This window comes from Actinomycetota bacterium, assembly GCA_009923495.1.
GTDB lineage: Bacteria > Actinomycetota > Actinomycetes > S36-B12 > UBA5976 > UBA5976.
Genome location: RFTJ01000001.1, coordinates 159671 through 172870, shown reverse-complemented (window position 1 = coordinate 172870; position 13200 = coordinate 159671). Strand labels below are relative to the sequence as shown.

14 protein-coding genes, 1 other RNA gene and 1 pseudogene are annotated in these 13200 nt (G+C 47.3%); 15 read left to right on the top strand and 1 reads right to left on the bottom strand.

Annotated features, from left to right (window positions below; translation table 11 throughout):
- Positions 1–104: 104 nt before the first annotated feature.
- The 15 genes and pseudogenes from EBS36_00860 to EBS36_00790 all read left to right on the top strand — a co-directional run bounded on the left by EBS36_00860 (position 105) and on the right by EBS36_00790 (position 12793).
- Positions 105–1301: a CpaF family protein gene (locus EBS36_00860; protein NBU31708.1), complete on the top strand. Its 1197-nt coding sequence runs from the start codon at positions 105–107 to the stop codon at positions 1299–1301.
- Positions 1298–1957, top strand: coding sequence for a secretion system protein (locus EBS36_00855; GenBank protein NBU31707.1), 660 nt, complete (start codon positions 1298–1300; stop codon positions 1955–1957). The genes EBS36_00860 and EBS36_00855 overlap by 4 nt, the downstream gene beginning before the upstream one ends.
- Positions 1958–2238: 281 nt before the next feature.
- Positions 2239–2724, top strand: a pseudogene (locus tag EBS36_00850) (hypothetical protein).
- Between the two features lie 184 nt (positions 2725–2908).
- Entirely contained in the window at positions 2909–3259 is a 351-nt protein-coding gene (locus EBS36_00845) for a hypothetical protein (GenBank protein NBU31706.1), read from the top strand.
- On the top strand, positions 3256–3666 hold the full coding sequence (locus tag EBS36_00840) for a pilus assembly protein (GenBank protein NBU31705.1): 411 nt from the start codon (positions 3256–3258) through the stop codon (positions 3664–3666). Before EBS36_00845 ends, EBS36_00840 begins: the two co-directional genes overlap by 4 nt.
- Positions 3663–4106 (top strand): hypothetical protein, encoded by a 444-nt coding sequence (locus tag EBS36_00835; GenBank protein ID NBU31704.1) that lies wholly within the window; start codon positions 3663–3665, stop codon positions 4104–4106. Before EBS36_00840 ends, EBS36_00835 begins: the two co-directional genes overlap by 4 nt.
- A gap of 54 nt (positions 4107–4160) precedes the next feature.
- Positions 4161–6221 carry an acyltransferase gene (locus EBS36_00830; protein ID NBU31703.1) on the top strand — a complete coding sequence of 687 codons (2061 nt, stop codon included), beginning with the start codon at positions 4161–4163 and terminating at the stop codon, positions 6219–6221.
- Between the two features lie 43 nt (positions 6222–6264).
- Positions 6265–7374 carry a peptide chain release factor 2 gene (gene prfB / locus EBS36_00825; protein ID NBU31702.1) on the top strand — a complete coding sequence of 370 codons (1110 nt, stop codon included), beginning with the start codon at positions 6265–6267 and terminating at the stop codon, positions 7372–7374.
- 183 nt (positions 7375–7557) lie between these two features.
- Positions 7558–8250: a cell division ATP-binding protein FtsE gene (gene ftsE / locus EBS36_00820; GenBank protein NBU31701.1), complete on the top strand. Its 693-nt coding sequence runs from the start codon at positions 7558–7560 to the stop codon at positions 8248–8250.
- Complete coding sequence (locus tag EBS36_00815) at positions 8250–9155, top strand: ABC transporter permease (protein ID NBU31700.1); 906 nt, start codon at positions 8250–8252, stop codon at positions 9153–9155. Before ftsE ends, EBS36_00815 begins: the two co-directional genes overlap by 1 nt.
- A 135-nt stretch (positions 9156–9290) precedes the next feature.
- On the top strand, positions 9291–10526 hold the full coding sequence (locus tag EBS36_00810; protein NBU31699.1) for a hypothetical protein: 1236 nt from the start codon (positions 9291–9293) through the stop codon (positions 10524–10526).
- A gap of 1 nt (position 10527) precedes the next feature.
- Positions 10528–11007: an SsrA-binding protein SmpB gene (gene smpB, locus EBS36_00805; protein NBU31698.1), complete on the top strand. Its 480-nt coding sequence runs from the start codon at positions 10528–10530 to the stop codon at positions 11005–11007.
- Positions 11008–11117: 110 nt separating this feature from the next.
- A complete protein-coding gene (locus EBS36_00800; GenBank protein ID NBU31697.1) occupies positions 11118–11534 on the top strand; it encodes an ATP-binding protein in 417 nt (138 codons plus the stop codon).
- Positions 11535–11707: 173 nt separating this feature from the next.
- Positions 11708–12075, top strand: a transfer-messenger RNA (tmRNA) gene (ssrA, locus tag EBS36_00795).
- Positions 12076–12190: 115 nt separating this feature from the next.
- Entirely contained in the window at positions 12191–12793 is a 603-nt protein-coding gene (locus tag EBS36_00790; protein NBU31696.1) for a DUF805 domain-containing protein, read from the top strand.
- A gap of 30 nt (positions 12794–12823) precedes the next feature.
- On the opposite strand, the gene EBS36_00785 is transcribed toward EBS36_00790, so the two are convergent.
- Positions 12824–13195, bottom strand: a complete 372-nt coding sequence (locus tag EBS36_00785; protein ID NBU31695.1) for a hypothetical protein — start codon at positions 13193–13195, stop codon at positions 12824–12826.
- Between the last annotated feature and the right edge of the window lie 5 nt (positions 13196–13200).

The following is a 13200-nucleotide window of genomic DNA, read 5'->3' as shown; positions in this document are numbered from 1 at the left end:
GGTACTTATCCACAACACCTGTAAATCTAATGCAGTATCGGACTAGTTCTGCCTAATTTAGGTAAGCCGTTGTCCCATCCTTGGGCCGTGGCGCTGGGGGAACTATGTCAGGTGTTGTCACATCAATTGACCAAGCCGAGCCTGAGAAAAGCGGCGATGGGGGAGTCGTTCATTTGCCGGCCGGTCAATCAGATGTATCACCCGTTATCGCACACACTAAATTGCCTGCAGATCAGACAACACCTGATGTAGTTGATCCGTTGTCGAACCAGGGTGATTATGGAGCGCTCACGCAATTTCTGTCAGATCCAGAGATAGAAGAGATCTGGATCAATAGTCCAAGCAGGATTTTTGTAGCAAGACTTGGCGTGCCAGAACTAACTAATCTCTTTCTTACACATGATGCTGTCAAGACTCTGGTCGAAAGAATGCTCGCTACCACTGGACGTAGAGTTGATCTTTCGCAACCATTCGTTGATGCCATGTTGCCTGATGGATCGCGGCTCCATGTTGTAATTCCGGATATCACTCGCGAGTTTTGGACAGTGAACATTCGTAAATTCGTTACCAGGTCACATTCCTTACTTGACCTGATCCGTACCGGGAGTTTGTCGCAAGAGTCAGCAAACTTTCTACAGCTTTGTCTGGATTTAGGACTAAACATTATCGTCAGTGGCACAACAGGCGCGGGCAAAACCACGATGATTAATGCACTGTTGAATAGCAGTTGCGCAACAGATCGCATCATCACCTGCGAAGAAGTTTTTGAATTGCAGCTAATAAGTCCTGATTGGGTTGCTCTGCAAACTCGCCAATCGAGTCTTGAAGGTACTGGTGAAATTACCTTGCGCCGAATCATCAAGGAAGCCCTAAGAATGCGCCCAAGTCGCCTGGTCATCGGTGAGGTGAGACAGGCTGAATGCCTCGATTTGTTGGTGGCTATGAACTCAGGAATGCCGAGTATGTGTTCGATCCATGCAAACAGCGCCCGAGCAGCAATCAGCAAACTTTGTCTGCTTCCGATGTTGGCCGGAAGTAATGTGTCAGCCGAATTTGTCACCCCCGCAGTTGCCGCATCGGTTGATGTAGTCGTGCATCTGGGATTACTCGACGATGGCAGACGAGTGGTCCATGAAATTGCTACCTTAAGCGGTCGAATGGAATCTGGCTCGATCGAAATTTCAACTGTATTTAGTCGGCAAGCAGGAAAATTGATTACAACGGAGTTGAAGCAGCTAAATGAAAATCTGCTACGACTACACGGCAATTTAAAGAGTCAGCAAGTGGGTAAAGCTTCATGAACCTCATTCTTACCCTGCTTGGCATCCTGGGAATCTTTCTGATTTGGCAGGCAGTTACCGCTAAGGCGGTGCCACAATTGCCGAAAATTCAGCGACAGCGTGAACTCCAGATTGACTGGCCGGAGTTAGTGGATGATATTCATTCGGCCATCCGGGCCGGACTCTCACTGCCACAAGCATTTGTCCAATTACAGACAGTGGCACCAAAGGTGTTAGATCCAGCGTTCACCAAGGCGTTTGCCCGTTATCGGACTACCGGGGATTTTAGAGAAGCCCTGCAAGTTTTTGCTGACGAATTAGCAAATCCAATTTCTGATAATTTTGCCGCAGCTTTAATCCTCGCTAGTGATTTAGGCGGCTCTGACTTAGGGCTCGTACTTCGGGCCCTTTCCGGAACTTTGCGTGCACAACTAGCTCTAACTGATGAAATCAAAGCAAGGCAGAGTTGGACGGTAAACGGGGCAAAACTTGCCGTTGCAGCGCCTTGGATTACCGTTGCCCTGCTTAGCACCAGGGCGGAAGCCAGAGCGATCTATTTTTCCAGCGATGGAATTCGACTGTTAGAAATCTGTCTCATTACTTCAGCACTCGCTTACTTTCTAATGATCAAGATCGGTAAATTGCCCAAGCAAGAGAGATTGTTGGTGAGCAGGTGATTGCAGTATTTCTCAGTTGTTGCCTGGTCGGTAGTTTCCACCTGATTTGGCTAGGTAATCGACAGCGCAGATATTCAAGAATCCAATTATTAGAGCGCCAACTTGGATTAACTACCAGTTCCACCGAAGGTGGCTTCCTCAAAATCTTCAACAAACTGCGTTTCCTGCTATCTGGAGATTTTTTAAATCCCTGGGGGACCGATGAATTGGTAACTGAGAGTCTGGTTTACGCCCGCGACTGTCGAAATCTGGCGCAGTTTCGGCGAACCCAAGTGCTATCAATGCTTTTTACTCTAATTGGACTGCTTCTTTGGCTGCTGTCGTATCGCTCGGTAAATGGAAATTGGAATTCATTGTTGGCTGTTGGCCTGTTGCTGCTGGCCATTCCACTTAGTGGCTGGTCTGTATATCGCTTATTAAAGGACAGGGTCGCTAAGAGAAACAAAGTTATTGATAGTCAGCTGGCAAGCATTCTCGATTTACTCGCATTTTCTGTCTCAGCAGGTGAACCAATTGTTTTAGCCATAAGTCGCGTAGGCAAATTGTGCAGTGGACCCGTTGCTGAGATGTTAAAGGAGATTTCTATAGAACTCGAAGCTGGGTTGAGCGTTAAGCAATGTTTGCAGAAATTGCAGCAGCAGTCCTCTAGTCCTGCTTTCACTCGGACTATTCGAGCGATTAACACCTCAATGGAACGCGGAACCCCTATCGCTCAAGTACTAAGGGCGCAAGCCAATGATGCCCGCAGCAATTCTGCACAGCACCTGCGCTCGGTTCTTAATGATGAGCGCGGTGATGTTCCTGGCTGGGTGCTAATAACAGTTATGACTGCTGGGCTAGTTGTAGGCATCTGGGCAATCGCTGGGCCACAACTCAAGACGGTGTTGAACAATGCTTTGCATTCGGTTACCGCACCTTAAAGCCAGACTTAAGTGCGAGCAAGGTTCTCAGGTGGTTGGGTTTGCACTTGTCGTCCCAGTGCTTGTTTCAGTTGCTCTTTTATTGGTAGAGATAATCAGTGTGGTAATTTGCCAAGTCTCATTATCAACAGCAACGAAAGCGGCAGCGCATTTAGCTGCTCTAAAGGGAAGTACTGGTTCGCAGGTAAGCAGCGCAGCGACAAGTTATTGGACACCAATCGGTTTTACGTCTTGCGGGAACAGCGCAGTTACAAAGCACACTCGATTTTCAGGCACATCATTTGTAGAAGTTCGGGTGCAGCAGTGCTTTGAAATTCCGCTATTAGGAAAGCGAGTTCAATTTGATTCTGCGGCCAGGGAAGTTGATGAAGGCGAACTATGATGCGAAGAGATGCACGGGGCAATGTGAGCATTGAGTTCATTGCGATAACCATGTTCCTATTGGTTCCTATTTGTTACATTGCAATCTCAACTTTGACCGTAACCCAGGCTTATTTAACCGTTACATCAGCAGTAAGGACAGGGGCTAGAACATTTTCAATACAAGAAAATGATGCCGTAGCCAGGCAACGTGCTACAAATGTCATAAATTCCCAATTGAGACTCGGTAATCTCCAGCCAAAAAATTTTTCCACGCACTTTTTGTGTACCGAAAATCCTTGCCTTAAACCTAATGGATTTGTAACAGCAACTATTCGAGGCAGCCAAATAGTGCATTTCCCTCTGCTAAAGCCTGTACGAATTTCAATCAATAGCAGTCAAACTATTGAAGTGGATGCGATTAGATGAAAACACTTTCCGCGCTCAAAAGTGATCGCGGTTCCGTACTGACTTTTGGAATTGGGTTGGCTGTTTTGCTGCTAATGCTCGTTACCGTTTCTGTTAATCTTGCATCGCTGTGGAGCACTAAAGTTACTTTGCGGACAATTGCAGATGGCGCGGCCTTGTCTGGTGCTCAGGGGATTGATGTAACTGCTATCTATAAGGGTGGAGTGCAAAATTCTGTTCGGCTTAGTCCAAAAAACGCTCGTACCCGAATAGATAGGTATCTTGATCAACCTTTGGTGCGCAGACGAGTGCACGGACTTCAGGTTGTATCTGTCATTGTTGTAGGCAATCGTGTACGACTAGTTTTATCTTGCGAGCCACATTTGCCCTTCGGCTATCTGCTACCTGCTCGTGTCTCTAAAATCCAGGCTGTAGCCACTGCACAACAACTTACCTACTAGCTGTATTTTGGTTATACGTTCGCCGTCTCTTGGTATTGTTGGCTCGTGCGTGATATGAGCGAAGCATTAACCCAAAAATCCTCAAGCAATGTCAGAGAAGATATTCAAGGGTTGCGCGCCTTGGCTGTATTACTTGTTATCTTTTTCCATCTCGGCATTCCGGTTCCTGGCGGATTCATAGGGGTCGATGTCTTTTTTGTGATTTCTGGTTTCGTTATTACGGCGATGCTGGAACGCGAATGGCTCAAACATAATCGCATCAGCATTAGGAGGTTTTTCGTTCGCCGTTTTTGGCGACTGACACCATCGTTAGCGACAGTCGTTGCAGTCACGACGGTTGTAGGTGCATCAATTTTGAGCGCGTATGGGCCACAGAGATTGATGGTCCTCACTGGCATTGGTGCAATGTTTTTATCCGCAAACGCTGTCATTGCAAAATTCACTGGCGGATATTTTGATCTTGCAGCGGACTCTAACCCGCTCCTGAATACCTGGTCCCTATCCGTTGAGGAACAGTTCTACATCGGATTTCTGATTGTCCTAGTATTTGGCTGGTCACTGGGAAAAATAGTAAAGCGGCCCTATGTCCCAGTGCGAGTTGTTGTAGCGAGTATTTTTATCGTTTCGTTTGCATTAGCCATGCTGGCTCAACCCGGAAACTCTTTAGAAAAATCAAATTGGTTTTTCCATTTTTATAGTCCGCTAAATCGCGCATGGGAGTTTGCGGCTGGCTCACTTCTTGCGCTGTTCAGTAATCAAATAGAGCGTGTTCCAAATGTACTTAAGAAGTTAAGTGGAATATTTGGCTTACTAGTCGTGCTATTTTCTGCATTCTATATTTCGCAGGCGCAAGCTTGGCCCAGTACTTTTACTGTTTTGCCTGTGTTTGGCTCAGTTCTGCTTATAGCTAGTTCGCCAGCTCCTGGATCTACGATCTATAAGATACTTGCTAATAAATGGGCCATCTACATCGGAGATAGGTCCTACTCTCTGTACCTTTGGCATTGGCCAGTAATAGTTATTCTTGGCTACTTTGCACTTAATGACTATTTGAGCACTGCCCTTGCACTCGTAATTTCTGCTGTATTAACAGTTGTCACATATCGTTGGATTGAAACTCCGCTTCGCCATCGCCGCCCAAACAAAAAAGTGGTCGCTAGCATTTTGGCTCTTGGGATATTTGCTACACCTGTAGTCCTTTCCTTAACGGTTCATGTTGCTAACAAAAAATATTTTTGGAACGATTCATTGAAGCGCCAAAAAATTGCTGTTGGTGCAAAGCACATCGCTGATCAAGATGGATGTAATAAGCTCATCTCTTTTTTGCACCGCTCCTTTGAAAATTGCTCTTGGAATACGAATTTGGATGGACAGCCCATTTACCTAGTGGGAGATTCCAATGCGTCTCAATACAGCGACGGATTTATCGCCGCGGCTAAGATAACTGGTCACCCACTGATAGCAGTTATTGGCCCAGGTTGTCCTTTCCTACTAGAGCCATTCAAACAACCTGATAGAAATGTTTTTCACGATGGCAATTACAGTGAGTGTTCAAAATTTGCTCAAGAGAATTACTCTTGGTTAAAGTCGCAGCCTCGCGGGCTAGTCGTGATCTCAAATACAGATTTGTATGCAAAAGTTTCAGGGCTGCGAGTTGCTGGAGTCGATGATAGTAACACGAATTCCGTCAATAAATATTTCGAGTTTTTGGAGACATCCGCTACCAAGCTAATAGGCGATGGGTTCAAAGTTGCCATTATTTCCGGACCGATTCATTTCGATCCGCGCATGGAAAATTTCCCGACCCAGTATGCTTGGGAGCCTTCCCTATGCACACTCCATTCTGAGCTGACAAGTAGATGCAGCGTTTCCATGCCAATTGATGAGGTAAAGGCATTTCAAGGGACCTACTGGCGTTCGCTAAAGGAAGTTGCAGTGTCATCCGGCGCTTCACTAGTAGATCTGGGGCTAGTATTTTGTGATTCTACAAGCTGTCCGACCCAAGCCAATGGTTTACAGATTTATCAGGATGGGCGACACACAACAGTAGATGCTGGTCTGACTCTTGTGCCTCGTTTCGTAACCGAGATAAACAAAATTTTTAAAGAAAATTAGCCCTGGTGTCCGAAAAGTCATTACCTCTGTAGCCTTGAACATTATGACTACTAGTGATTTTGCTGCTGACTTATCTGCCCTTAACTCCACGCTAAGCAGTATTGAGAAAGTACTGGATTTGCCCGGCCTACAAGAATTGGTTGTGGAACTTGAAGCGCAGGCATCTGTGCCAAATCTTTGGGATGACCAGGCAAAAGCTCAGCAAATAACGAGTAAGCTTTCGCAAACTCAGGCCGAAGTCTCAAGACTAAAGAATCTTCGTAGTCGTCTTGATGATCTGGATGTATTGCATCAGCTCGCAGTAGCCGAAAATGACGCACAAATTATTTCCGAGGCAAATACCGAGTTAGCAAATCTAGAGAAATCTATCAGCGAACTAGAAGTTCGCACTTTGCTTTCTGGGGAATATGACCATCGCGAAGCATTGATGTCGATTCGCTCGGCAGCAGGTGGCGATGAGGCCGCTGACTGGGCCGAGATGTTGTTGCGAATGTATTTGCGATATTGCGAGCGTCATAACTGGCCAACGGAAATTTATGAAACATCTTACGGTGAATTGGCTGGGATTAAATCTGTAACTTTTGCAATCAAAGCACCGTATGCCTACGGCACGTTAGCAGTAGAGCAGGGGACACACAGACTCGTTCGAATCTCGCCTTTTGATAGCCAGAGTAGACGACACACTTCCTTTGCCGAAGTCGAAGTAATTCCAGTGGTTGAACAAACTGACTCAATTGAAATGCCCGAAGACGAACTTCGTATTGATGTGTATCGGTCTTCTGGCCCTGGCGGCCAGGGGGTTAACACCACTGACTCAGCTGTGCGGATTACGCACCTTCCAACTGGAATTGTTGTTTCTTGTCAGAACGAACGTTCGCAGTTACAAAATCGAGCGACAGCCATGGCAGTTTTGCAGGCGAAGTTATTAGAGCGCCAGCGACAGGCAGAACAGGCAAAAATTAACGCGCTAAAAGGCGATTCAGCTGGCTCATGGGGAAATCAAATGCGCAGCTATGTCTTGCACCCCTATCAGATGGTAAAGGATCTGCGTACTGACGTAGAAACTGGAAATACTTCTGCAGTCCTGGATGGCGAAATCGATGATTTTATTGCGGCGGGAATTCGTTGGCGGCGTGAACAGGGATCTCTCTAGAGAATGAGAGAACTGAACGCGAGGCTGCCAACGGGAGGCCAGCGGGTCTTTGGGAACCTAAATCTTTGTGACTTTTGTAAATTCGGCGAGCCACTTGCGCAAATTCATGCTGATTTCAATAGGGTTGAAGAACAAATCTTCTTTCTCTAAAGCTGGAGTGCGCTTGTGGATTCCCCTATGCCGATGATTAGTTTTGACCACGTGTCGAAACAGTACAAGCATGGAAATCGACCTGCATTAGAGGAAGTAAGTTTTGAAATTGCCCCAGGGGAATTTGTGTTTTTGGTTGGATCTTCCGGTTCGGGAAAATCCACGCTACTTCGCCTTTTACTTCATGAGGAAGTTGCGAGTGCTGGCGTAGTTCAACTAGATGGAATTAATGTCGGCAAGTTACGCAATCGCAAACTCCCAGCATTTCGTCGCAAACTAGGAATCGTATTTCAAGATTTTCGCCTACTTCCAACCAAAACCGTCTTTGACAACATCGCATTTGGTATGCAAGTCGTTGGCAAATCTCGCAAAGAGATTCGCGCCCGGGTACCTGAAGTAATTGAATTGGTGGGTCTTGAGGGGAAAGAATCTCGGCTGCCTACCCAGTTGTCCGGCGGTGAGCAACAGCGCGTGGCAATCGCCAGAGCAATCGTGAATGGCCCGAAGTTGCTCCTAGCAGACGAGCCGACTGGAAATCTTGATCCTTCTACCAGTGTTGGCATCATGAAGATTCTCGATCGGATTAATCGAACTGGAACCACTATTTTGATGGCCACGCACGATGTGGCGATAGTTGATCAAATGCGCAAGCGCATCATCCAAGTTGATTCTGGTCGAATTGTTCGTGATCAGGAACGTGGAATTTACGGACATACGGGGCACTGATGCGGGTTTCATTTATTGCACGCGAGCTACGTACTGGATTGCGCCGAAACTTCACGATGACGTTGGCACTTGTGATTTCAGTAGCTGTTTCGTTGGCACTGTTTGGTTCGGCGCTACTGATGAAGTCACAAGTTGAACGCATGAAAGGGTACTGGTACGACAAAGTGCAAGTATCAATTTATCTCTGTGGTGAAAATTCCACTGCCGTAACTTGCCAGGGCCCGGTCACTGAGGAACAACGCACTGAAGTTCAAGCAACACTAGAGTCTCTTCAGCCAATAGTTCAGTCCTTGTATTACGAATCTTCAGCAGAAGCCTTTGCCAGATTCAAAATTCAATTTAAGGGTTCACCTATTGTCTCGAGTGTGAGTGAAGATGCGCTGCCCGAGTCATTTAGAGTGAAATTGGATGATCCGGCTAACTTCGACACAGTATCAATAGCACTTGCCGGAAAGCTTGGCGTTGAATCAATAGTTGATCAGCGAAAGCTACTTCAAAAGTTTTTCCAGATACTTCGTGGCCTACAAAGTTTCGCGCTAATAGTGGCAATCGCGATGCTCTTAGTCACTGTGCTCTTGGTGATGAATACGGTACGAATTGCTGCTTTTGCTAGACGCCGAGAAACAACAATTATGCGATCAGTAGGCGCTAGCAATATGTCCATTAGATTGCCATTCATTGCTGAGGCAATATTCGCAGCAATTGTGGGCGCAACTTTGGCTGCCGGACTACTCATGGCGGTTAAAAAATATGTTATTGACGACCGGTTAGCTCCAAATATTTCCTACGTCCCCTTTGTAACTTGGCAAGAAGTGTTAGGAATCCTCCCTTGGCTTTTCGGAGCTGGAATAGGGATAACCGTGCTCGCTTCCACGGTTACGCTGCGACGCTACCTGCGTGGTTAGTTCGGACGTCGTACTTGTGCGACAAAACTGAACAAAATAAGGCTTTTTTGCACCGACACGAACCGAATCACACAGGTAACTCCAGCAACTTCCATTACGCTTAAAGGATTACTTCCCCAGTGATTGGAGTTCGTCATGCGCGCATTTTTGCAGCGTAGCGGTCGAGGCTTGCTCCTAATCTCCTTACTTTTTTCTTCCGTTGCCATCCCATCAATAGCTGACAATCTCAATCAGCAAGTGGCTGCCGCAGAAGATGATTTAACAGAAGCAACACAAGAAGTAATTGACGCACAAAAATCATTGGCGCAAGCCCAACAAAAACTACCTGCTGCGCGCTCCGCGCTGGAAGCGGCTAATGCGGTCGAATCTGCTGCGCGAGCAAAATATGACGCCGCAGCTGCCAGGCTCGCTGATGCCCAGGCACAGTTAAAACAAGCGAACGAGGCAGTGGCCGCGATACAAACGAAGATTAATGAACTGCAGGATAAAGTCGATCAGTTTGCTCGCTCCGTGTACCAGCAAGGCCAAGCGTCGCAATGGGAAATCGTGTTGCAGGCTGAATCTCCCTCAGATTTATCCTCTCGACTAGAGGCAATCAAGTCTGTCTCACAAGCAACTTCAAAGAGTCTGCGAGAGCTCAATGATGCCAAGGATGAATTGAAAGTCCAAGTGGACCGAGCAAAAGCTTTAACCGAAAAGATGTCAGGACTGGCTCAAGATGCCGCTGACACCTTGAACACGGCACAGGATGCAGCAGATAAAGCTGCTGCAGCGAAGTCACAGGTTGATGCACTGATTGCTCAAGAAGCGCAGGCATTAGCAGTAGCCAAGGCATTCAAGGCTAAGACCAAGCGCAGATACGAAGTCCTTCGTGCTGAACAAATCCGTATTCAGAATCTGGCTAACGGTGGCTCACAAGGTAACGGCGATCCACAAGCAACTGGCCCACTGATCTGGCCACTGCCGGGTTACGATCCTGGCGGTGGAGTAGGTCCGCGCACAAACCCATACACCGGCCAAAAGGGCTGTCACACAGGACAAGACATAGGTGCGCCAGCAGGCACACCTATTCGGGCCGCCGCATCAGGGGTGGTGTTCTTTGCTGGCTGGAGCACCGCCTATGGCAATGTGACACTAATCGACCATGGTGACGGCCTTATGACGATGTATGCCCATCAGTCTCGCTTTGCACTGCGAAAGGGACAGGGCGTAGTTGTGGGCGACACAATTGGCTACGTCGGCTCAACAGGATTTTCCACCGGACCACACCTACATTTTGAGGTTCACGTGAATGGCAAAAATTACAACCCAATGGGCTGGTTCGGCGGGAGCCGCACTGTAGTTTCCTGCGCTCCAACCCGAGGAATTTAAAGTGCCGAAGGAGCAAGGCAAAAAACTCATCGCACAAAATCGTAAAGCAAGGCACGATTTTACAATCGAAGACACATTTGAAGCGGGCCTAGTTTTGACTGGGACTGAAGTAAAGTCACTTCGTGCTGGCCGAGCAAGTTTGGTTGATGGATTCGGCTACATTGAAGAAGGCGAGGCCTGGTTGCGTAATGTCCACATTCCTGAATACAACGAAGGCTCTTGGACGAATCATGAACCAAAGCGAGTCCGAAAGATGCTCCTAAATCGAGCGGAAATTAATAAGATTTCTGGAAAATTGAAGGAAAGCGGTTTAACTCTGATCCCGCTCAGCCTGTATTTTCTCGATGGAAAAGCCAAAGTTGAGTTGGGCTTAGCCAGAGGCCGGAAGAATTACGATAAGCGCCAGGCAATTGCCCAGAAAGACGCCAAACGCGAAGCAGCCCGAGCCACAGGTCGGCTGAGTAAGGGAATGGCTGACTAAACCGTCCATTTCGTAAGCGATTTCAGGAATATTTCAGGAAGCCCTTTCAGCCTTGCAAATAATCAGGAAATTCTGGTTTGAGGTCAAAGTACTTGGGGATAATAAGCCTCGTGACTTTTCATGCCTGCCAAACTGCCAAGGCAAATGGCTTTATCAAAAAGCTTGAGGACTGGACGTTTTCACCAGAGCCTGCTGCTGTACATGAGGCATGGAATATGGTGTCTGCGCTACTTGTAGAATCCGGTATCCCTGCTACTCATGAGACTCGAGTGGTCGTAGATGAATTGGCAGCGAATGCTATCGTGCACGCCAAGACGGAGTTCAAGTTAGTGCTTGAAATTTGGCAGGATGGCTTGCGAGTGATTGTTCAGGACCGCTCAAAATTGAAGCCAAGGCTTAGTTACCCCGATCCGCTTGCCGAAAGTGGTCGGGGCTTATTTTTGCTTAATGACGTTGCCCAAGATTGGGGATATCACCTCACCGAGGATGGAAAGTGCATCTGGGCGAATGTAGCCCTCGCTAGTTAATTTTTGTTAGCAACTAGGCAAATGTGGTGGAATCCTCCTGCGCCAAGGGAATGCAAACCCCAAGACTTAGGTTGGAAGTGTCACAGTTGTGCTTTACACTAAAACCATCTAGCTGGAAATTTGCCCAGGCGAAATACCTAAAACTGAATAGGGGAGTAATCCCTCCAAAATCTGGGGGTGAACGGTTTCGACTTTGGTAGTTGAAACGGGAGAAGCGAGCCGAGAATGTTGGTCATCTCGTAAACGATCCAGCAAAAACTATAAGTGCCAAATCTAACAGCACTGACTTCGCCCTCGCTGCCTAAGTAGCGAGCCCGAGTCCGTCAGCCTAGGGGCGTCTCCGCCCTAGTCACTGGCGTAATTTAGGGGACTTACCAAGAGGTTGGGTTACGCGACCTTGAGGAAAATCAAACAGTAACTGTGCTTGTCGACATCTTGTTTGCGTGAGTGTCGGAGCAGAGAAAAGCGACAGCAAACTGCGCTCGGAGAAGTACCAGATCTTCACCTAAGGACCCGGGTTCGATTCCCGGCACCTCCACTGAAAAACGCTATGCCCTTGTTCGGGCATAGCGTTTTGCAATTTTGGAGGTAGCACGGGAATCGGGAGGAAAGTTGTGATCACATGACCAGAACGGACTGTTAAGTGAAGTACCATTATGAGACCCACATTTAAAGGCAGAATTGCTATGAGCGAAGAAATCCCGCCTCCACATCCTGACGGTTCCGCTTTAAACTTCTACAACCCGAGCCTTGATCCAGGCAAGGCACCAAAAAGTGTGGGCTTCAGGGAGTCGGTTGCCAGAGCGTTTACCCAATTCCTAAAGTTTTCCGGCCGAGCTAGTCGTAGTGAGTACTGGTGGTATTTCTTTTTTCTCTTGCTTAGCCAAACACTGTATGCATGTTTGTTAGGACTCCTACAGCGCAATTACAGTTCATTGGCTCATATCGGAGCAGGGTTAACTGGCGTAATCCCGGTTCTGCTGGTTATCCCGTTAATTGCTCTGGCTACCCGTCGAATCCAAGACACTGGACGTTCACCTAAGTTTGTTTTTGGCTTCGTAGCCGGAATTTTCTTACTCGCACCGATTGTTGCATCAATCTTTTTTGTGGTGGTTGTATCCACCGAGAACGCTTTTGCCTCCCAAGTAATTCTTACGCTCGTCTCAGCAGCGATGGCTGTTCCAGCAATTTATTTATTGGTGACAACCTTGCGCCCGGGTACGGCTGGAGCTAACGCATATGGCCCTGGTAAGCAGTAAAACAATAAAAGTGGCTTGCCAGATTTGAGACTAATCCAAAGGTTGGCGAATCTGGATGATATTTCCTTCGGGATCATTGCCGTTGGAGTAAAGGAATCCGCCTAGCTCCCATTGCCTCGATTCATCAGTGATTGAGCCACCTAATGCTGGTGCAATGTCGCGACTTTCCGAAATAGCACGAACGTCAAATGTTGGTTTCCAGACACAATCTTCACGCAAAGTAGGCGGCACATTAACTGGCTCTAAATATTCGTTAGGAATTTGGTGCAGTACCAATTCGTTCTGGTCAGAAGACAACCTGGTAAAGATTTCGTCACCATCAGAGATCTGAAGATTAAGCAGTCCAGAATAGAACTTTGTCATTGTTATCAAGTCATTCACATAGAGAACGAGGCTACCCATACTAC

What these genes read in the sequence shown, in the direction of transcription:
- EBS36_00860 (NBU31708.1), top strand. Translation starts at nt 105, where the DNA reads ATGTCAGGTGTTGTCACATCAATTGACCAAGCCGAGCCTGAGAAAAGC.
- EBS36_00855 (NBU31707.1), top strand. Translation starts at nt 1,298, where the DNA reads ATGAACCTCATTCTTACCCTGCTTGGCATCCTGGGAATCTTTCTGATT.
- EBS36_00840 (NBU31705.1), top strand. Translation starts at nt 3,256, where the DNA reads ATGATGCGAAGAGATGCACGGGGCAATGTGAGCATTGAGTTCATTGCG.
- EBS36_00835 (NBU31704.1), top strand. Translation starts at nt 3,663, where the DNA reads ATGAAAACACTTTCCGCGCTCAAAAGTGATCGCGGTTCCGTACTGACT.
- EBS36_00830 (NBU31703.1), top strand. Translation starts at nt 4,161, where the DNA reads ATGAGCGAAGCATTAACCCAAAAATCCTCAAGCAATGTCAGAGAAGAT.
- prfB (NBU31702.1), top strand. Translation starts at nt 6,265, where the DNA reads ATGACTACTAGTGATTTTGCTGCTGACTTATCTGCCCTTAACTCCACG.
- ftsE (NBU31701.1), top strand. Translation starts at nt 7,558, where the DNA reads ATGATTAGTTTTGACCACGTGTCGAAACAGTACAAGCATGGAAATCGA.
- EBS36_00815 (NBU31700.1), top strand. Translation starts at nt 8,250, where the DNA reads ATGCGGGTTTCATTTATTGCACGCGAGCTACGTACTGGATTGCGCCGA.
- EBS36_00810 (NBU31699.1), top strand. Translation starts at nt 9,291, where the DNA reads ATGCGCGCATTTTTGCAGCGTAGCGGTCGAGGCTTGCTCCTAATCTCC.
- EBS36_00790 (NBU31696.1), top strand. Translation starts at nt 12,191, where the DNA reads ATGAGACCCACATTTAAAGGCAGAATTGCTATGAGCGAAGAAATCCCG.
- EBS36_00785 (NBU31695.1), bottom strand. Translation starts at nt 13,195, where the DNA reads ATGGGTAGCCTCGTTCTCTATGTGAATGACTTGATAACAATGACAAAG.